This window comes from Neobacillus sp. C211 (assembly GCF_051842875.1).
Lineage (GTDB): Bacteria > Bacillota > Bacilli > Bacillales > Cytobacillaceae > Neobacillus.
The window spans coordinates 88,862-109,517 of sequence record NZ_JBPXRO010000016.1; the positions used below are offsets into that span (position 1 = coordinate 88,862).

20 protein-coding genes and 1 tRNA gene are annotated in these 20,656 nt (G+C 37.4%); 4 read left to right on the forward strand and 17 right to left on the reverse strand.

Translation table 11 applies throughout. The annotated features are described in order from the left end of the window. Nucleotides 1-45: 45 nt before the first annotated feature. Both ACSU6B_RS16395 and ACSU6B_RS16400 read right to left on the reverse strand, forming a co-directional pair. Entirely contained in the window at nt 46-1,155 is a 1,110-nt protein-coding gene (locus ACSU6B_RS16395; protein WP_410886795.1) for an iron-containing alcohol dehydrogenase family protein, read from the reverse strand. A gap of 307 nt (nt 1,156-1,462) precedes the next feature. After that, nucleotides 1,463-2,842, reverse strand: a complete 1,380-nt coding sequence (locus tag ACSU6B_RS16400; protein ID WP_410886797.1) for a sigma-54 interaction domain-containing protein — start codon at nt 2,840-2,842, stop codon at nt 1,463-1,465. Between the two features lie 270 nt (nt 2,843-3,112). On the opposite strand from ACSU6B_RS16400, the gene ACSU6B_RS16405 reads away from it, so the two are divergent. Continuing rightward, nucleotides 3,113-3,805: a diphthine--ammonia ligase gene (locus tag ACSU6B_RS16405; protein WP_410886799.1), complete on the forward strand. Its 693-nt coding sequence runs from the start codon at nt 3,113-3,115 to the stop codon at nt 3,803-3,805. Between the two features lie 436 nt (nt 3,806-4,241). On the opposite strand, the gene ACSU6B_RS16410 is transcribed toward ACSU6B_RS16405, so the two are convergent. The 3 genes from ACSU6B_RS16410 to purU all read right to left on the reverse strand — a co-directional run bounded on the left by ACSU6B_RS16410 (nt 4,242) and on the right by purU (nt 6,214). Continuing rightward, complete coding sequence (locus ACSU6B_RS16410) at nt 4,242-4,664, reverse strand: SRPBCC family protein (RefSeq protein WP_215006768.1); 423 nt, start codon at nt 4,662-4,664, stop codon at nt 4,242-4,244. Between the two features lie 285 nt (nt 4,665-4,949). Beyond that, nucleotides 4,950-5,156, reverse strand: coding sequence for a CDGSH iron-sulfur domain-containing protein (locus ACSU6B_RS16415; protein ID WP_410886801.1), 207 nt, complete (start codon nt 5,154-5,156; stop codon nt 4,950-4,952). Between the two features lie 158 nt (nt 5,157-5,314). Then, nucleotides 5,315-6,214, reverse strand: coding sequence for a formyltetrahydrofolate deformylase (gene purU / locus ACSU6B_RS16420; protein WP_410886803.1), 900 nt, complete (start codon nt 6,212-6,214; stop codon nt 5,315-5,317). 162 nt (nt 6,215-6,376) lie between these two features. On the opposite strand from purU, the gene ACSU6B_RS16425 reads away from it, so the two are divergent. Further along, nucleotides 6,377-6,463 (forward strand) — tRNA-OTHER (locus tag ACSU6B_RS16425). A gap of 445 nt (nt 6,464-6,908) precedes the next feature. Here ACSU6B_RS16425 and ACSU6B_RS16430 read toward each other — a convergent pair. The 5 genes from ACSU6B_RS16430 to ACSU6B_RS16450 form a co-directional block, all read right to left on the reverse strand. Next, entirely contained in the window at nt 6,909-7,829 is a 921-nt protein-coding gene (locus tag ACSU6B_RS16430) for a carbohydrate kinase family protein (protein ID WP_410886805.1), read from the reverse strand. An 85-nt stretch (nt 7,830-7,914) separates the two neighbouring features. After that, nucleotides 7,915-9,309: an MATE family efflux transporter gene (locus ACSU6B_RS16435; RefSeq protein WP_410886807.1), complete on the reverse strand. Its 1,395-nt coding sequence runs from the start codon at nt 9,307-9,309 to the stop codon at nt 7,915-7,917. Between the two features lie 151 nt (nt 9,310-9,460). After that, the gene (locus ACSU6B_RS16440) at nt 9,461-11,023 is read right to left on the reverse strand and encodes an acyl-CoA synthetase (protein ID WP_410886809.1); all 1,563 of its coding nucleotides are present in this window, start codon (nt 11,021-11,023) and stop codon (nt 9,461-9,463) included. 272 nt (nt 11,024-11,295) lie between these two features. After that, nucleotides 11,296-12,246, reverse strand: a complete 951-nt coding sequence (locus ACSU6B_RS16445) for a ribose-phosphate diphosphokinase (protein WP_215006749.1) — start codon at nt 12,244-12,246, stop codon at nt 11,296-11,298. A gap of 143 nt (nt 12,247-12,389) precedes the next feature. Continuing rightward, entirely contained in the window at nt 12,390-13,463 is a 1,074-nt protein-coding gene (locus ACSU6B_RS16450) for an NAD(P)H-dependent flavin oxidoreductase (RefSeq protein ID WP_410886812.1), read from the reverse strand. A gap of 244 nt (nt 13,464-13,707) precedes the next feature. Between ACSU6B_RS16450 and ACSU6B_RS16455 the strand changes: the two genes are divergently transcribed. Then, entirely contained in the window at nt 13,708-13,941 is a 234-nt protein-coding gene (locus ACSU6B_RS16455) for an ABC transporter (RefSeq protein ID WP_410886814.1), read from the forward strand. Between the two features lie 161 nt (nt 13,942-14,102). On the opposite strand, the gene glnA is transcribed toward ACSU6B_RS16455, so the two are convergent. Continuing rightward, on the reverse strand, nt 14,103-15,467 hold the full coding sequence (glnA, locus tag ACSU6B_RS16460) for a type I glutamate--ammonia ligase (RefSeq protein WP_410886816.1): 1,365 nt from the start codon (nt 15,465-15,467) through the stop codon (nt 14,103-14,105). Between the two features lie 341 nt (nt 15,468-15,808). After that, entirely contained in the window at nt 15,809-17,035 is a 1,227-nt protein-coding gene (gene sstT / locus ACSU6B_RS16465; protein ID WP_410886878.1) for a serine/threonine transporter SstT, read from the reverse strand. 562 nt (nt 17,036-17,597) lie between these two features. Between sstT and ACSU6B_RS16470 the strand changes: the two genes are divergently transcribed. Next, nucleotides 17,598-17,840, forward strand: coding sequence for a glutaredoxin family protein (locus tag ACSU6B_RS16470; protein ID WP_410886818.1), 243 nt, complete (start codon nt 17,598-17,600; stop codon nt 17,838-17,840). Between the two features lie 182 nt (nt 17,841-18,022). Here the strand turns inward: ACSU6B_RS16470 and ACSU6B_RS16475 are convergent, their stop codons facing one another. From ACSU6B_RS16475 to ACSU6B_RS16495, 5 genes are all read right to left on the reverse strand, one after another. After that, the gene (locus tag ACSU6B_RS16475) at nt 18,023-18,178 is read right to left on the reverse strand and encodes an ABC transporter substrate binding protein (protein ID WP_410886820.1); all 156 of its coding nucleotides are present in this window, start codon (nt 18,176-18,178) and stop codon (nt 18,023-18,025) included. Nucleotides 18,179-18,195: 17 nt separating this feature from the next. After that, nucleotides 18,196-18,381, reverse strand: a complete 186-nt coding sequence (locus ACSU6B_RS16480) for a hypothetical protein (protein WP_410886822.1) — start codon at nt 18,379-18,381, stop codon at nt 18,196-18,198. Continuing rightward, complete coding sequence (locus tag ACSU6B_RS16485) at nt 18,365-18,898, reverse strand: hypothetical protein (RefSeq protein WP_410886824.1); 534 nt, start codon at nt 18,896-18,898, stop codon at nt 18,365-18,367. Before ACSU6B_RS16485 ends, ACSU6B_RS16480 begins: the two co-directional genes overlap by 17 nt. Nucleotides 18,899-19,021: 123 nt before the next feature. Beyond that, the gene (locus ACSU6B_RS16490) at nt 19,022-19,342 is read right to left on the reverse strand and encodes a ribonuclease E inhibitor RraB (RefSeq protein WP_410886826.1); all 321 of its coding nucleotides are present in this window, start codon (nt 19,340-19,342) and stop codon (nt 19,022-19,024) included. A 144-nt stretch (nt 19,343-19,486) separates the two neighbouring features. After that, the gene (locus tag ACSU6B_RS16495; RefSeq protein ID WP_410886828.1) at nt 19,487-20,611 is read right to left on the reverse strand and encodes an NADH-dependent flavin oxidoreductase; all 1,125 of its coding nucleotides are present in this window, start codon (nt 20,609-20,611) and stop codon (nt 19,487-19,489) included. Between the last annotated feature and the right edge of the window lie 45 nt (nt 20,612-20,656).

Here is a 20,656-nt window from a genome sequence, read left to right on the forward strand (position 1 = left end):
CCATGTTGCTCTTTTTTAAATGGACTGCCTACGAATAAAGAACCATTACTGTGCAGCAACACCAGTAGTTAGCATCCCATTTCCTATTTCATCTGCTCGGCGGACAGCTTCAATCACCATTTCTGGTGTGACTTCAAAGGGCATATTTGCCATATCTTCAATAGTAACGGTAATGTCACCAAGCCTTCTCCACTGACTATCTGTTAAGTTAGTGATCCCCATTTGCTTTAAGGTAAAAGGAAGTCCTACTTCCTGGTAATAACTTATTAACGTTTTCAACTCATCATCGCTAGTATTCTCCATACACAATTGTGCAAGAATACCAAAGGCAACAATTTCACCATGATAGGTGTGGTGCACTTCAGGGAAAATCGTTAATCCGGAATAGATGGCATGCGCTCCAGCTGTCCGGCAATCATCCCCGCCGTACCCACTTACACTGCCACTGACTAAAATAACGGTATCTATCACATTTTCGAATTCTTTTGTCACTGTTTGTGCTCTTACAGCATTGACAGACTCTTTCCCTATTTGAAGCAACGTTTGGTACACCTGACCTGCTATCGCAATGGCCGTCTGATTTAAGGCGGTTGGTGTTGCTTTTTTCACAGAGCATTTTGTTTCGAAATATTTAGCCAATGTATCGCCAATACCGGCAATTAAAAAACGAACGGGCGCCTCCATGATAATTTCCGAATCTACCAAGACTAAATCAGGAGCTTTTGATTTCCGTTCAATCCCGATAAATTCACCTTCATTGCTGTAAAGAATGGTAATCGGTGTGGCAGCGGCACAGGTTGCGGCGATTGTTGGGATGGCAACTAAAGGTTTGTTAAGCCGGTAAGCAACGGCTTTCACCGTATCAATTGCTTTACCTCCACCTGCCACGATGAGGACATCGACCTCTTCATCTCTTAAGTCGACTACTAATCTATCGATATTCGATTCGGAAGATTCTCCTCCATACCAAAAGGAATGCTTCAATAAAATCCCATGCTTAGACAAACTCTTTTGTAATGAAACTTCTACAATTTCTTTACTTGTATGGCCTCCAATAAGGGCTGCAGAGTTTCCGAAGTTTTTTATGTATGGTCCTGCTTCTTCTAATAACCCCTTATTTCTAATATATTGAGCTGGTCCTACTGTTACGTTCATAATCCACCCCTTCTCCACTAAAGTTATTTAAAAATGAATAATATTCCTTAAATATAAATACTTGTTAATTTTATGTCAATATATTTTCCTAATATTCTATTATTAATTGAATATACACAAATTGAAATAAAAATACATCTACAATGTTATTTGAGAATATTTACGTTTATTATTTCTGTATAAATATAAGCAATAAGGAACCGCTTTCCCTTCGTATCGCCCTCCTTATAAGGAATAGCCTTGCTAAGAAATCTCCCTTGGTTGGTCCACTCATTACTAAAATATAGTGCAAGTTTCGTGCCACTCTTTATTCTATTTCGTATTTTCTGAGTTTTCTAAATACAGATGGTTGACTGATTCCTAATGCTTTAGCCATGTTAATCGTTGTTTTGTATTGTTTTCTAGCCTTTATTAGCACTTGCTTTTCAACGCTTTCAAGAATTTCATTCAAGGAGCGATTGGTTTCTTCAACTGACGTCACATCAGGAAAAGGCTTTCGAAATTGATTAGGTAAATTTTCAATTTCAATCAGCTGTTTAGGTGAGGTGACTACCAGTCTTTCAATTAAATTGATTAATTCCCGCACATTTCCCTTCCACTCTTGTGTTAACAACAGATGGATAACACCCTCATCAAGGTTGCGCTCCCGGCCGTACTTTTTTGAAAAAAACGCTAAAAAGTGTTCAATCAACGGAATAATATCAGTTGACCGCTTCCTTAATGGCGGAATGGTGATGGGTACCACATTTAAGCGAAAATAGAGGTCATGTCTAAAGGTTTTTTCTTCAACTGCATTCTCTAAGTTTTTATTTGTCGCGGCTAGGATACGGAAATCAACGGTTCGAAGCCTCGTTCCACCGACACGATAAAATTGCTTTTCCTGAATAAATTTGAGGATTTTCACTTGATCTGCTAATGACAACTCACCAATTTCATCTAAAAATAATGTCCCACCTTCAGCAAGTTCCGCTAACCCTACCTTCCCTTTTGAATTTGCACCTGTGAATGCACCCGATTCATAACCAAAAAACTCTGCCTCAAAAAGGGATTCGGGTATGGCCCCACAGTTCACCTCGATAAAAGGTCCGTTCTTTCTCGAACTCTTCTTGTGAATAAATTTAGCAATATGTGATTTTCCCACTCCTGTTTCCCCCAGCAGTAACACATTGACATCGATTTCAGCTACCTGTAATGCGAGTTGGAGGACTTTTTTCATTTCTATACTGGTTGCTATCATCCCATCAGAATCAAACTGAAGATTTCTCAGCAATTCAAGCTCACTTTTTACTCGTTCCATTTCGTCTTCGATGTCAATTAAGTATTTTTTCATGTTAAGTAACTCTGTTACATCATGTGAATAACTGACAATTCGGACGAGCGTTTTGTTAGCATCGAATACAGGAATCCCCGTAACAAGTAACTTATCGCCATTATTAGTTGTTTGGACAAGGGTAATTTTCTTTTTTTCTTTAATGACCAAAGGCGTCAAAATCGGTGTAAAAACCCCTTCTTTTTCAAGTTCATAAACGGATCGGCCGATCATTTCATTTGTCTTCATATTATAAATACCTTCGGTTGCTTCACTCACCTTCAAAATAATGCCATCTGTATCAGTCACTAAAATATCGTCTTGCAATGAATGAAGAATGGCTTCATTTTCATTCCAAACTTTTATTTCATCATTCACAAATAACCCTCCCCTCTCGAATTCCAATTAATTAAAAATTATTCATTTATAAATAATAAACCAGTAAAATTTCTTGATAGTTCAGTTATATCAGATGATTGACAATTTTTATACTTTTTTGAATAAATTATTTAAAATTGTATAATGCAAACAAGTATCACACAATCTTTTACCTTTGATGTCCATTACAGAAAACAGTATGTTTATCTTTATGATAAAATATCATTATTACAAACAATGAAAATGTGATTAATGGGGAGATGGGGAATTTTGAAAAAACAAATCGCTTTATCTTGGAGTGGCGGAAAGGATTGTTGCATGGCCTTGGATACTCTAATTTCGCAGGGATTTGAGGTTGTTTGCTTAGTTACAACTGTTCCCAAAGAACTTGGGCGAACATTTGGCCATGGAGAGCGAACAGAAATGATAAAACTACAAGGTGAAGCTTTAAACCTACCTGTTCATTTTATCGAATGTACATACGAAAACTATACAAGTCAATTTGTCGAAGAAGTGCTTTCCTTAAAAAATCAATATAATGTAACGGGAATAGCTTACGGGGATCTATATTTAGATGAACACAGGGAATGGGGAGAAAAAGTCGCTATCGCTGCAGATGTCGATGCCCTGTATCCACTATGGATGAAAAAGGAAGCTTCTTTACAATCATTGGATAAGTTTGTCCATTCTGGTTATGAAGCAATCGTGATCCGCGTACGGGAAGATGTATTAGATGACACGTGGCTTGGTAGAATCATAGATGAATCGTTCCTACAGGATGTTCAACAGACTACTATTTGTCCGATGGGAGAATCCGGTGAATATCATACCTTTGTATATGATGGACCATTATTTTCAAAGAGGATTCAATTGGAACATGGAGAATTAATCCAGCTGGAAACCACAAAGAAACTAGAATTTAGGAGTTATCGACTTATTGAGAGTGGTGCCCGACATTGTTGAAAAAGCTGGTACCATAGAGAACAGAGAAAGAGCAAGGGAAATGTCCTTTATTAGTGGTATGAAGGACAAAACTCTCCTCAGGAGCAAGAGATTTGTCTTTCATAAGCCGTATGATGGACAAAGGGCGCCGCAGGAACAAGAGATTTGTCCTTCATAAGATTACTAATGAAGCTTTTAAGCGTCTGAACTCAACTAGAAGAAGGTCATGGACGGTTTACCATTCGTTTTAACCAAGTTTTAGATTTATTCGCAAAAAAATAGATTTTCCTTAGATAAAACTCCATAAGGATATCGTATGTCAATAAGAACAACAAGCCTAAAATAAAAAAGGAGAAAATCAGCCTTAAACTGATTCTCTCCCTTTATTCAAAGTATGAATGCTGTGATCTTTTAGAACCCCTATCCGATTCACTTGAAAACAATCTTTTCGATTTGATTATTGCTCGCTATATTTTTTAAAATTATCTAAAATGGCCTGCCATCCTGCTTGTTGCATCTCAATTGAATTGGTGGTTTCTGCATCAAAAGTTTCGATTACCTGGGTTTCATTTCCATGACCTTTAAAAGTAATATCAACTTTTCTTCCATCCCCCATGGTATAAGAAATAGCCTCATTTAATTTCACTTCATCATAAATCCCACCAAAATCAAAGCCAAAACTGCCATCTTTTGCTTCCATTCTTGTGAGAAATTTACCGCCAACCGTTAAATCATTTTCAGCAATTGGCGTGTGCCAGTCATCTGAAGCATTGTTCCATTTCGTTATATGATTTGGCTCTGTCCAATATTCCCACACTTTTTCTACTGGTGCATGAACTGTTGCTTTTACCGTTATTTTCTCATTATTACCTGTTGTCATTTTAGTTACCGCCTCTCATAATACATTTAGTTATTAAGTTGAATTCCTTTGGCGTACATACTTCATGGTGACACATACCTGATAATATATTATCAGCTATTCACCATGTCCGCAATAAACAGTCTTGGAATATAAATACAGCTTATATCCCCATATCTAAAGCTAGGGGTTTTACGCTGCTTTTTGATAAAATAAAAACAGCCAGGATGTGTTCGCCCATCCTGGCTGCACCCTACAAAATCCAAAAGTGCTACAAAACCCTGGAAAGAGTAGTGCCTGACACCATTACTTTCCGTCAGTCCCTCTTGGACTGCTTTCAAATCCGCCTTTCTTATGTGATCCATCACAAAACGGCTTTTTGTTGGAAAGTCCACAACGGCAAAGATAAACTTTTGCCTTCTTCGGATATTCATTTCCTTCTGCATCCATGATTTGAAAATCCCCACTTACAGCTAGTGGACCATTATCGTTAATCTTAATTTGATTATCCATATTCCACATCCCCCTAGTTTTATAAATATATATTCACGATGCTTTCCAATAGTCCTAGTTTTTGATTAAAAAAAATGGATTTAACCATTTTTAAAACTCTCACATAAATAGCCCAATCTAATGATTGGACAGAAAAAAATCCCTATTAAAGGGATTTACTAGAAAACAATGGTTTTATTTTGATGAACGATAATACGGTCTTCAATATGCCATTTTACCGCTCGAGCCAATACGCTTCTTTCAATTCTACGGCCAATTTTCTTAAGACTGTCCACATTGTCATGATGATCGACCCGACTGATATCCTGTTCGATAATAGGTCCCTCATCCAGGTCATTGGTCACATAATGAGAAGTAGCACCGATTAATTTTACACCGCGGTCAAAAGCTCGTTCATAGGGTCTTGCACCCACAAAGGCTGGTAAAAAGGAGTGGTGAATATTAATAATTTTGTTGGGATTTTCTTCGACAAATTTCGATGACAAGATTTGCATATATCGGGCCAATACCACAAAATCAATTTCATACTCTTTTAGTAGCTTAAGTTGCGTTGCTTCGGCTTGTCCACGAATATCTTTATTGGCTGGAACGTAATAAAACGGGATGTTTAGTCCTTCGACAACCTCTCTTGCTGTTTCATGATTACTGATAACAAGGGCTATGTCAGCCATTAGGTCTCCACTTTGCCATTCCCACAAAAGCTCGAGCAAACAATGAAGTTCTTTTGATACAAAGATTGCCGCTTTTTTCACATGATAAACATGCGTAAAGCTCCATTCCATCGAAAACTCCTTAACGATTTCAGCAAACTGAGTCTCCATGTCCTTTGCTTTATTCTTTAGTCCCGGGCATTCAAATTCAATCCGAATGAAAAAGGTGCCACCCTCAGGATTGGTGGAATACTGACTGGATTCAATAATATTTGCATTATAGGAAAACAAAAACTTTGATATCGCCGCAACTATGCCAGGTTGATCTGGGCAGCTAACTAATAGGCATCCACGATTCTGATTTTTTTCTTGAAACACTTCAATTTGTTCTTTTATATATGAGTTCATGGTAATTCCTCTCTATCATTGTTGAAAATATTATACATTAGATGGAGTTAATAGTTAATCATTATTTTGAAAATTGCTAACTGCGCAACATTAGCATAGTTTACTAAAAAATTTTGTTATAACTAAGGAATAATAACTTCTTTTTGGTACATATTATAGATAGGACTTGTAGCTCAATGAATAGAGCAACTTGCAGCCCTTACACAAAGGTTGCAATGTGTTTTGTGGGTTTAAATCCCACCAAGTCCTATATAAACTACCTCCCAAATTCATGATTCTATTTTTTCATAAAAATAATTCCCTCACTAGGCTAGCTCCTCTCCTTATGGTATTTTTTCAGATTAGAAGTTGTCAATAAATGTTCTTGGAATCATTTTTGGAGTTTTTATTAAATTATTGTATCCAATAGGCCTCATTGAATTCATTTTCTCCACTTTTTAATAGATTTTTGTAGCCAATAAGCCTCATTGGATTCATCTTTTCCACTTTTTATCAGATTTTTGTAGCCAATAGGCCTCATTGGATTCTTTTTTTATTAGATTTTTGTAGCCAACGAACCAATTATTACCATTTTATCTCCATAAAAAAATCAACAATAACATTTAATATCATCTAATAATAAAAACCTGAGTCCATATCAATATCGGACTCAGCAACTAGTGGCGTTTTGTTACCTTCAACTTGATCGTACACTTCAGATTTTATTGTTAAAGTTAGCAGATAGGGAGCCGACTTCTGTTGTCGCTGCAGCTCCTATTCTATTTGCAAATTGAAGGTACTCTTTTATTTGAGATAGTTTAACCGGCATACCTTTTTCGTGAAAACAATACAATAGCGCTGACATAAATGCATCACCTGCACCGGTTGTATCAATGGCATTTACCGCTGGAGCAGGAACGAAAACTTTGTTCCCATTTATCACAGCACAGGCGCCTTTGCTCCCCATCGTTATAAACAGATAGGGAATCTTCCATTTAGATATTTTTTCTAATCCATCCTCTATTGAATTTGTTTCTGTTAAAAAGTTCAACTCATCTTCCGCCAGCTTCACTAGATGTGCATATTTAAGGAAAGAAAAAACTGTTTGACGACAATGCTGCTCATTTACCCAGCGCTTTAGACGAAGATTAGCGTCAAAAGCAATCATATTGCTGAAATCTTTGGCATATTTTAGCGCAGCTTCTGTTGTCTTTTTTGTTTTTTCATGAAAGAGAGTTCCTGATCCAAAATAAAAGATCTTCGCCTGTTCAAAAACTCCCCTTCTTAATTCGTCTTCAGTTAATACTTCATCTGGAGTGTCGTTGACGTAAGTGTGGAAATACCGCTCACCGCTTGCATTAATATGAACATAGACACCGCAAATCTTTTTACTCGGTGAGTGGACAGAAAATGAAGTATTGATATTTTCTTTCCTAAATTCTTGTTCTACAAATTGACTAATTTCATCGGTTCCAAGTTTACATAAATAATAAGCTTGGATACCGAGTCGCCTTGTACCGACGGCCACGTTAACAGTAGCGCCGCCTAATAGTTGTTTATATTCGGTATTGGTTCGGTCAATTGAAATAAAATCTACAAATGCTTCTCCAATTGAAATAACTCCTTGTTGATCCAAGATGATCCTCCTTCAAACATTATCTATGATGATTATATGAAAACACCTCCTCAAATGCATGTTGAGGAGGTTCAATCTGAATTTATTATACAAGTTTATGCGCGTACCACTTTTTCCCTTTGAATCGCCATCCAAAGATGATTCCACGTGCACCCCATTCTACAATCATCGCTACCCATACACCGATAATCCCAAAACCTAAGGTAATACCTAAAATATAACCGAGGACTACCCGTAATAACCACATCGACAACAAAGAAGCAATCGAAGTAAAGTTCGAATCGCCAGCTGCTCGTAGGGCTGATGGCATAATAAAACTTGGTGACCACAAGATTGGCTGGGCAATGGCAGATATCAGGATAAGTGTAAATATGATTGGAACAATTTCATCAGGTGGGTTGAACAATTTTATCAATAACGGAAACAATGGCAATAATATAAGATCTGCAACAACAAAGAAGATGGAGGAAAGTCCAATCAACGAATAAATGAATTTCCTAGCGTCCTCTATATTCCTTCTTCCAACACACTGCCCAACAATCGTAACAATTGCAATGCCGAGTGCATTTGGGCCGATTTGATATAACAAAGCAATGGCATTACCGATAGCATATACCGTCATTGAAAGGGTGCCTAATTGAACAATAAACGTTTGCGTTAACAGTTTTCCACCATTGAAAAATATCTGTTCTGCAGCAAACGGAAGACCAATAAACATCACTTTCTTGAGAATAGACATATCTATTCGGAAAGCGCTTTTTATCCGAAAACGGATCGTCTCATTATATTTTAAGACATAAATTAATGAAGCAACCATTCCCAAAACTCGTGCTAGAATCGTTGAAATTACGAGTCCTTCCACACCCATTTTAAAAATCGTAATAAGCATAACATTTAGAATCGTATTCATTAAATTCATGGTTAATGATAAATTTAAGCAAGGTTTTGTCTCTCCGACACCTCTTAAGGCCCCCGTCACCGCTTGAAAGATCGCGATTAACGGATATGAAAGACAGCTGCCGATGAGATAAATTCTTGCGTTTCGAAACACGTCTGCATCCGCTTTACCAAATAACATGTTTAGGATCGGTGTATGAAAAATAATTACAAGAGCGCTGATTAGGACTGAAAATATGGTACAGGCAGATATCGCTTGGGTCGCTGTTTTAGACACCATCGCTGAGTTACCGCTGCCTTTATATTGGGCCACAATAACGGTACCACCTGTTGCCACAGCAATAAATACATTGGCCAAGAAAATATTCAATGAATCTACCATACTCACCGCGCTGACTGCAGCTACTCCTGCAGAACTGATCATCGCTGTATTAAATAAACTCATTAAGATTAAAAAGGCCTGGTCTACAAAAAGGGGCAAGATGATTGCAAATATTTTCTTGTAATCTATCGATTCGCCAGTAAAATACTTATCTAATATAGATACCGTTCTATGCCTAATATTCAGTTCTAATTTATTCATTACACGACACTTCTTTAATGGATTTTTGGAAATTCAACGACAATATTTGTAAAAGAACTTTGATTATTATACCACGAATTGGAAGAGAGTATAGTGTTTAAATTTGTCTCTCGCCAAGGGCTGTCAGAATCGCAAATTAGCCTTTTTTCTATTATCGCTGCATTCGAAGTTCGATCCGACGAATTTTTCCTGAATCTGTTTTAGGTAGTGCCTCGATATATTCAATCACCCTTGGATATTTATATGGCGCCGTTAATTTTTTTACAAATCCCTGCAGTTCCTTGGTTAGCTCCATTGTACCGGAAATCCCATCTTTCAATACCACAAATGCTTTGACAATGTTTCCTCTAATCGGGTCCGGTAAAGCGACTACCGCGCACTCTTTCACCGATTTATGTTTCATTAAAGCATCTTCCACTTCAAAAGGTCCAATCGTATAGCCAGAACTGATGATTACATCATCTTTTCTTCCTTGGAACCAATAATAGTTATCCTCGTCTTTAAATGCCCGGTCACCCGTTAAAAAGTATTGATTATTATAGGAAGCCGCCGTTGTCTCGGGATTTTTATAATACTGTTTAAATAATGCTGGGAAATCGCTTCTAATCGCAATCGTCCCAACTTCCTTTACAGGAGCAGGTTGGCCATTTTCATCAACCACTTCAATAAATTCTGATAACAGCGGCTGCCCCATTGAGCCTAATTTTTTCTCATCTACATTTAAATTGGCAATCAGTAACGTACTTTCCGTCTGACCGTACCCATCCCGAATCAGGATGTTAAATTGATTTTTAAACACATCGATGACTTCACGATTAAGTGCCTCTCCTGCGGAAACAGCAGTATGTAAAGGCGATAGATCGAAGTTTGAAAGGTCATCTAATTTAGCCATCATCCGATATTCAGTAGGTGTGCAGCATAAAACATTTACTTTGTTATTTTGAAGAAGCCGTAAATATTTATGGGGATTGAACCTGCCATGATAGATAAAACCTGTTGCCCCTGAACCCAATATCGATAAAAATGGACTCCAGACCCATTTTTGCCACCCTGGGGAAGCTGTAGCCCAAACAAGATCCTCTTCACTAATATTCAGCCATTTTGAAGCGGCAATTCTTAAATGAGCATATCCCCAGCCATGGCTATGGACAACCCCTTTTGGCTGCCCGGTTGTCCCAGATGTATAAGCTAAAAAAGCATAATCCTCACTCAGTGTTTCTACATCGATAAAGGTTTCTGATTCCTCTTCGATTAACGCTTCTAACGAGAGCCAATTGGGTACTTCTTGACCGAACGCGATTTTAAATTGTAAAAACGGTGTTTCCTCGTTAATATTTTCAAATTCTTTTACCAAATCAAAATATGAAATGACGGCTTTAGCTTCAGAATGATTTAAGCGATAAACTAAATCCTTTGCCCGAAGCAATTCTGAAGTAGGACTAATGACAAGCCCTGCCTTTAAACATGCTAAGTAGATGACATAAGATTCAATGAGACGAGTGGTCATTACGACAACCCGATCACCTTTCTCTAATCCTAATTTAGTTAACCCATTGGCAAGTTTATTTGCTTTCGTGATTAACTGAGCATAAGAGATCGTTTTTGTTTCCCCAAGTTCATTTTCCCATCGCAAGGCAATTTTATCTGAAGCATGCTTTGAGATTTCACTTGCTAAATTAAAGTGTTCTGGTGCGATCAATGATTTCAATTCCACTTTAATCAAACTCCAATCTTGATAGTATTAGTGGGTTCCCTATGGAACTCTGCCTGTAAGAAATACCCAAAGATATTAGTATCTGGTATTAAAACAAGCTATTAAAATAATATTCACTCTTACAATAATATCATTTTAAAAATCATTGTAAATTATTTAGATTTATAACTCCTGCCCAATACCAGGGTTTATTATCTGGTCATAAACTTTTTCTAGATTCTCTAACAAATAAAAAAGCCAACAAAATATATAGTTGGCTTCAAACAATAAACTTATTCAAATAACGGACTTACTGCTTTTTCATTATGAATCCGATCGATTGCCTCTACAAGCAATGGAGCAACAGATATCGTTTTGATTTTGCTAATGACTTTATCTTCAGGTAACTGAATTGTATTCGTCACCACTAATTCCTTAATTGGTGATGCTTCAATTTTTTCAATCGCCTTGTCTGTAAAAACAGGATGAGTACATCCTGCATAGATCGCTTTAGCCCCATTTTCTGCTAGTGCCTTAGCTGCTAACGCAATAGTTTCTCCTGTATCAATTAAATCGTCAATAATAATCACATTTTTTCCTTCTACATTACCAACTACATTAGTGGTTTCGACACTATTTTCTTCAAATCTTCTTTTATCGATCAGAGCAATTGGAGCATGTAATAGGTTGGCCACTTTCCTCGCTCTGCCGATACTGCCGTTATGAGGCGCCACAATAACAATATCTTCCAATCCCTTTTCCTGAAAATACTGTCCAAGGATTGGAACACCATATAGATGTTCAACAGGGATATCAAAGAAACCTTGAATTTGTGATGTGTGGAGGTCCATTGTAAGAATTCTAGTTGCTCCTGTAGTTTCTAAAAGGTTAGCGACTAGTTTTGCCGTAATTGGCTCCCGCGAACGTGCCTTTCTGTCTTGCCGTCCATACCCATAGTATGGAATGACAACATTGATTACTCCAACTGATGCTCTTTTTAAGGCATCAATCATAATGAGGAGTTCCAAAATATTATCATTAACGGGGTAGGAAGTAGATTGAACGATATATACTTCACTGCCTCGAACACTTTCTTCTATATGGATTTGAATCTCTCCATCACTAAAATGAGATACTGAACTTTTGCCTAACTCACAGCCCAATAGCTCTGCCATCTCTGCTGCTAGCTTTTGATTTGAATTCAATGAAAAAAGTTTAAATCTTTTGTTTTGTTGGTATGTCACCTTAGATCCTCCACACTATTTCAATTTCTGTAGTTAATTTTTTAATCCTCACTTATTTTACTATATTCAACGCTACAATGGTAGGAATTCGAAATATCCATACTCTTTTTTCAACGAGTTTTAGAAGCATGGTTTGTCCCAAACTATTTGAAAGATAGTAAACGTGTGGCACCTGTAACTAAATCATGGATAATTTTACCAGCGAATACTTCATTTTGTAATAGTCTTGTTGCCTGACCTGCCCATAATGACATATATTCGGGATTATTTTGCAAAGCTGCTTCTCTACGAATATCATTTGTCAGGGTATTTTGGGTTGGGAAATCAGCTGGATAGATATTGGCGTCATGGTACGTTTGAATAAAAGCATTGTTGATTCCCCTCGCTGGACGGCCGGAAAATACTTTCGTGATAACCGTACTTTCTTCTGTACTGTTGATTAGTGATTGTTTATATACAGGATGTGCTCCCGACTCAAGGGTCGTTAAGAAAGCGGTCCCCATTTGCACCCCCTGCGCACCTAAAGCTAATGAGGCAACTAGGCCGCGACTATCCATAATTCCCCCTGCAGCAACAACCGGCACCGTAACAGCATCCACGATCTGAGGAACAAGTGAAAAGGTTCCGATTGCTGCACCATGGGTGTTTTTTTCAATTTCAAAAGTTCCTCGATGACCACCAGCGTCACTCCCTTGGGCAATAATGATATCTACCCCACTATCCTCAGCAAGTTTCGCTTCACGAACGGTTGTTACCATGGTAGTAATGATGATTTTATGTTTCTTTGCGACTGTCATTTTATCTTTGGGAAGGACACCGAATGCAGTTGAAATGATAGGTACGTTTTCATCGATTAATACTTCAAACTGTTCCTCAAAAAAGTCGTTCGTTACGACTTGTTGTTCAGTGAATTCGATCCCTAATTTCCCTCTAATGTAATTAAGTACCTTCTGTGACTCTTCGACTCCTTCATTTTGATCTTTCAAATTTGTACAAAACAAGTTCACGGCAAATGGCTTTGTTGTCCGATCCTTAATTTCCCTGATAGCTTTTCTTATTTCCTCCGGTTTCATATAGGCAGCACCCAAAGTTCCTAACCCACCAGCGTTAGATACACTAGCAACAAGATCCACGGTTGTTGGACCTCCAGCCATTCCGGCTTGGATAATTGGATAGGCAATATCCAGTAGGTCACATAGTTTTGTGTTTAAATGCATAGAAATCTTCCTTTCTCCTAACATACCATTTTATTATTCGTTATGTATGAAGGGATAGTATTCTTTCGGCCCAATCCCAATAACGTTTTCCTCTACTACTATATAAACACAATTAGTGCAAAAGTGTCAGAAACTTTTTATTAGCGCCTTTTTTGAGCCCGTTTTCGTGTTTGCTTAAACAAGTTGTCAAGCAACTGCATACATTAATATCGAACAACCATAAATAGACAGGAGGTGAAATCAGATGGGTCATAACCATTGTTCCTGTGGCATTTTTGGGATTTTTCTTGGATTTTTAACAGGTGTTATTTGGTTATTGTTTGTAGTATTGGGCTGGGTGACTATCTTGCTTGGAGTAATCGGCCTAAGCGGTTTATTTGTTACCGTTCTAAACTTCCTTATTGCTCTAATTGGCTTGCTTGCATTCCTTATCTGCGGATTATGCATATTCAAGAAAGCGTGGCATCACTGTAAGTGAAATAGCATTCAGGATTAATCCATTTTGGAATAATAAATTTGTGCAAGAAACCAGTACTGGATAACAGTCTCTTATTAGAGGATGTTCTTTTCATTATTTGTATACAAATAAAAAAAGCGGGCAACTAGGGCTTTAATCAGCCTGTTGTCCCGCTTTTTAAATTAGAATTTTGTATGATAGTTATCGATTTCCCATGTGTGAACCGCTGTACGGTAGCTATCCCATTCTGATTTCTTCAATGAGACATACTCACTGTATACATGCTCTCCTAGTGTTTTAGCAGCAATCTCACCTGATTCTAATGCTTTGATTGACTCTGCTAAGCTACCAGGCAGGTTATCAATACCCAGGAAGGCTCTTTCCTCTTCCGTCATATGGAAAATATCCTCATTAATTGGAGCTGGCGCTTCTAATCCTTGTTCGATTCCATCTAAACCTGCTGCAGCAATAACAGCAAACGTTAAGTAAGGGTTTGCGGATGGATCTGGACAGCGTAATTCCACACGTGTCGCCAAACCTTTCTTGGCTGGAATACGAATTAGCGCTGAACGGTTAGAAGCAGACCAAGCGATATAACAAGGTGCTTCATAGCCTGGCACTAAACGCTTGTAAGAGTTGACTAGCGGGTTTGTTACAGCTGTAAAGCTCTTCACGTTTTCTAGCACACCAGCAATAAATTGGTAGGCTTTTTCCGACAATTGTAACTCATCTGAAGGATCGAAGAAGGCATTTTCGCTTCCTTCAAAGAAAGACATGTTGACATGCATTCCAGAACCGTTGATTCCAAATACTGGTTTCGGCATAAATGTAGCGTGCAATCCGAATTTCTTCGCAACCGTCTTGACGACCCATTTATAGGTAGTTGATAGGTCAGCTGCCGTTAATACATCAGCATACTTAAAGTTAATTTCATGTTGTCCTTCTGCAACTTCGTGGTGAGATGCTTCAATCGTAAAGCCCATTGCTTTTAAGGCACGGTAAATTTCTAAACGAACGCGCTCGCCAAGATCATGTGGAGATGGCTCGAAATAGCCTGCTTTATCACTAAGTTCTTGCGTTGCATACCCATTTTCATCCGTTTTAAAAAGGAAAAACTCTAACTCAGGACCAACTGAAATGGTGTAACCATGATCGGCAGCACGATCCACAGTTTTCTTCAGCACATTTCTTGTATCTCCTTCAAACAGTGTACCGTCTGGGTTCTTAACAGAACATAAGAAACGTGCTTCCGCATACCCCTCTTCAACTGTCCAAGGAAGAACCGCAAAAGTAGTTAAATCTGGTTGTAGATAAAGGTCCGATTTATTAATTGGTGAAAAACCTTTAATCGAAGAACCATCAAACATCATTTTACCCTCTACGACATCTTCTAGTTGTTCAACTGTTACCGTAACGTGCTTTAAGATCCCTTCTATATCGACAAATTGCAAGTGTAATAGTTCAACACTTTTTTCGTTAATCGTTTCTTTAATTTGTTCTAAAGTTGTTGCAACTGCAGGTGCGTTTGAAATGAATGTTTTTGTCATGTTATATTACCTCGCAATTTCATGTTATATTTTGTTACATCAATAAATAGATTATATTTGAAAAAACATAGTTTGACAATCCTTTTTAGTAAATTTTTTGAATATTTATGCTGTTTTTTTAGTAAGCGTTTTCATATTTTAGGCATTAGAAGGAAGTTTTTTCAATCAATATAGGTTTTTCAATTTATAAATATACAAAAAAATGTATAATGTTCATTACAAAAAGATGTTTAACACGGGCTATTAGAGTATGTAATAGTTTGACCATTTTTCTTGGATAAGAAATAAGTCATATAATAAAGCAAAAACCCTCTATCCGCTGATAGAGGGTTTTCACTTTATTATGATGCTTTTTGGATATCTATGTTTTTTCCTTCTTTACGCATTTTATTAAATTCAGCAGTCGCTGTGAATAGGACGTCTGTAGATGAGTTCAGCGCCGTTTCAAAAGAGTCTTGTAAAACTCCGATGATAAATCCTACCCCAACTACTTGCATAGCCACATCTGCTGGAATTCCGAATAAGCTGCATGCTAGAGGAATAAGTAATAAAGAACCCCCAGCAACCCCTGAAGCACCGCAAGCACAAACAGCTGAGAGTACGCTGAGGATGATTGCTGTAGGTATATCCACTTGAATTCCTAATGTATGGACTGCTGCAAGTGTCAAAACAGAAATCGTAACTGCTGCACCAGCCATATTGACGGTGGCGCCTAGTGGAATTGATACAGAATAGGTATCCTTATCTAATCCTAGTTTTTCACATAATCTCATATTGACTGGAATGTTTGCAGCCGAGCTGCGTGTAAAGAATGCTGTAATACCACTTTCCCTTATGCACTTAAAAACAAGCGGGTATGGGTTCTGACGAATGGCAACAAACACAATGATTGGATTAACAACTAATGCCACAAAGATCATGCAGCCAATCAAAACTAAAAGTAATTTTCCATAACTTAGTAAAGATTCAATTCCATTTGTCGTAATAGATTCTATTACTAAGCCCATGATTCCAAATGGTGCAAACTTTATGACCCATGTAACTACTTTGGATACTGCATCTGAAAAATTAGAAATCATTGTTTTAGTCGTATCCGAGGCATTTTTCAAAGCCACACCAAGGACTATAGCCCAAGCTAGAATACCGATATAGTTCCCATTAAAAATGGCTTTCACTGGGTTATCCACAACGTTCATCAGTAATGTTTTGAGTACCTCTACCACACCACCAGGAGCCGCCAACTCCTCAGCACCCTTTGCAAGTGTTAAGCCTACAGGAAAAATAAAGCTAATAATAACAGCAACTAATCCAGCTAAAAAGGTTCCTAGAAGGTACAAGAAAATGATGGACTTCATATTCGTTTGGTGACCACTCTTGTGTTGAGCGATGGCTGACATAACTAAGAAAAGTACCAGAACTGGTGCTATTGCTTTTAATGCCCCTACAAACAAAGAACCTAATATCACAACGGGTTTTGCTACTTCTGGGATCGTTACAGCAAGTATAATACCAATAATTAAACCTACAATTATTTGTTTTACCAGACTAAACTGATTCCACTTCTTCATTAGATTTTTCAAGATATATTCCCCCACTTGTTTAAGATAATATTGCAACATTCATTGTCTGTTTAGATGTGCATTGTCACCCTCCACTTAATCAACTAAACTATTTTCTAATTAATAGTATTATAATGAATTTTTAGATATATTACAATAGTATTATTTTTTGTTAAATGCAGTATAAAATAAAAATTAGCAACTGTTCCCAAATGTGGGTGACATCTGATGAACTGGTTTTCAATTGATCTATCTAGAATAAATAGAGTAATAGTAATGAGTTTAATTGTACTGCTGTGATTTTTCACTAAATATCCTGCCGCACTTCTTTTCTTGAGATTAAGATTTTTCCACCTCATTAACATTGTTTGTTATTTGACTATATTAACTTATTATTTTCTATGAATCAAGTAATTTTTTAAGATAAAACACGAACGTTAATAAAAAAATATTAAAAAATGTTCGAGTTTAATTAAATATATATTCAGCTGAATATTGAACTAAAGAATATAAATTACACACGAAAAGAGAATTCAGTGTAGAATGACTATTATGAAGTGGAGGTCGTAAAATGAAAAAAGTAATTATTTATTCCCAAGAGACGTGCCCACCTTGTCATGCGGAAAAACTATGGTTAAAAGAAAATGGGATTGAGTTTGAAGAAAAAGATATTCGTAAAAACGAGCAATATCTGCAAGAACTTATTGAACTAGGTGCTTCTGCTACACCAGTAACTGTTATCAAAGACGAAGATAATGAAGAGTTCATCCTAGGATTTGATCAAGCTAAATTCGCTGAATTATTTGGGGTTTAATGTCTGTAATAAGTTAAAGTTATATAACAAAAAAATGGCATGCGTCAATTCGCATGCCATTTCGTGAGTCAATTTGTATTCGTGCACTTCAAAACGGTAACCTTTAACTAACACGAGCAAGTGCTTTTTGAGAAATATATTTCCTTTCAAAGGAACCTCTCAGTTATAAAGAAATATAGATTTTATTCTCCTACTATCTTCGCGTTCTTCAGCATCTCCTCTGTTAAGGTGATTCCTTCCTCCTTAGCTGCTTTTTTGTTGATAAACAGCTCAAGGTTTTCCGGGAAGCCAACTGGAATTTCTTTAGGTTTCTTTCCTTTGAGAATTTCCACAGCCATTTTACCGGTAGAGTAGCCTAGATCGTGATAGTCACATCCATAAGATGAGAATGTTCCACTAGAGCCGCGATAAAACCCTCTCGTGCAGATTCAAGTGACGGATGCTCGACAATTTGCGTAATGCCTATTTTCAACACTTTCTCGTTTTTGTCCTTTGTCTGTCTGCCAGTTTCCTTACTTCCCCCTTCACATGCCGAAAGCAACAATAATACCCCACGTAGTTGAGAGAAAAATCCCTGTTACTACAAAACCAAGCACTCGATTTAAAATACCGACAACCAATAAATAACCAACGACAAACTCTATAAATGCGGCAATCACAACAAATAATCCTGGTTCAAAGCAAAATGTAGGTACATGATGGTTTGTGATTATATCTAATGCCATACCTGGGTAAACCCATTTTTCAACAGCTACCCAGCTCAGCGATAGTCCTTTTCCTAGATAAAGAAATGGAAACCCTGCCTGCTCCAGCTTTGTATTTCCTACTAATAAAACACCAATGATAGCTACATAAAATCCGTAGTCTAACATATAAAAAATGCCATGATGGATGGTAACATAAATAAATAATCCTAATAAAATCGAAGCACCAATTTTTGTCAAGATATGATGCGGAATCAATAATAATCCAATGGTAATCCACGTCAATACTAAAATATAAGTGCTACTAACATGACCTATCCGCCTTATTATTGAACATTTTGTGAAATATTTCACAAAAATTAAATCCTAAAATTAAAAAGACCGAACATGCAGCAACATGTCAGGTCTTTTTAAATAATATTTCCATCAAGATGGGTCGCACCCGTCGCTAAACCCAAGATGACTTCACTCAATCCTTTAATCTACAAAAACTCCCCAACCGTCAGAATAACCACCATGTGGCTTGCTTAAGTTATTTAAATTATTCTGGATTTTAATTATTTCATTATAATTTAATAACATTCTTTTAGAGCAACAACATGCCCACTCGTCAGTTTCGTCGTCTTGATCTAAGAAACAATTGAATCCTTCTTCTTTTAGTACTTGTGTTAATTTTTCTCCTGTTGTTTGATCAGGCACAGCCACAAAAAATTCCACTGATTGTTGTTTTTTAAAATCTAATTCCTCTTTATATAGACTTCGTAAAGCATCTCCATCAGCATCATTAGGAAATTTCATTCTTTTTCCTCCAAATTCTAGTACATTCACTGTTGTCATTATAATTCACTTATTTCTTTTCGACAAACCAGAAAGCTGACCGGATACTTATTTTATCCAAATTAGATAAGCTACTTTTATTCGTTTAGCAAGTAATCAACTGCTCTATTCTACTCCCGGAAACCATCCAGGAGAATGAATAATGGCCTGCCAAAGGGGATCTGGTACTTCCAGTTCGTGCTGATGATTCTTATTTATTTTGGTGACAATTTCAGATTCTCTACCTTGTTCCACTTTCTGCACCCACTCAGGATCAATAATCAGTTCGCGTGCCAGTGCAATTAAAGGGACTCCTGTTTCGTATGCTTTTAAGGCATCATCAGCTGTATAAATCGAACCGACACCGATTACTGGAACTCGGTCACCTACACGCTCCTGAATGATTTCAAGACGTGAACGTGTATCCTCAACTCCCCGTTTAGGTGTTGATCTGAAATCCTGCAATGAAACATGAAGGTAATCAAGGTCTTTTTCTGCAAGTGTATCTATTAGTGCGAGTGTGTCAGCCATAGTGATCCCAGGTGTTTCAGGTTCCTCAGGGGAAAAACGATAGCCAACCAAGAAAGGCTCTTTCCCATATTCAGCAACAACTCTTTTTACTTCATCAATTACTGCTAACGGAAAAGTTAGACGTTTTTCAAGAGTCCCACCCCATCGGTCTACACGACGATTAGAATGAGGAGAAAAGAATTGCTGAATCAGGTATCCATTAGCACCATGTAATTCAACACCATCATAACCTGCTTCAATGGCTCGTCGAGTGGTTTCTCCAAAATCGTGTATAATGGATTCGATCTCTGTTTCAGTCAATGCCCGGGGTACAGGTTTTCCTGCACCTTCTGAAGGAACTGCACTAGCACTTACCACATCACCATCTACTAATTCAGGTGGAACCTGGCGTCCGCCATGGAAGATTTGCAAAATCGCTTTTGCCCCCTTCTCTTTAATCGCTGATGCCACACGACGCAAACTTGGGATCATCTCATCTCGGTCTCCACCAAATTCACCATGAAATCCTTTACCATTCATTGTCACATAGGTACATGCTGTAATGACCATTCCGACGCCATTGGATCGTCTTTCATAATACTTGACCTCCGCATCTGAGACGGTCCCGTCAGGATTTGATGAGAAATTGGTCATGGGTGCCATGACCATGCGATTTTTTAATTGAATCCCCTTTCCTATCGTAAATGACTCAAATAATGGTGCATATTTTAAATTCATCATGCTTTACTCCTCCACCTTGTTCATTAATGTTAAATTGGAAATTAC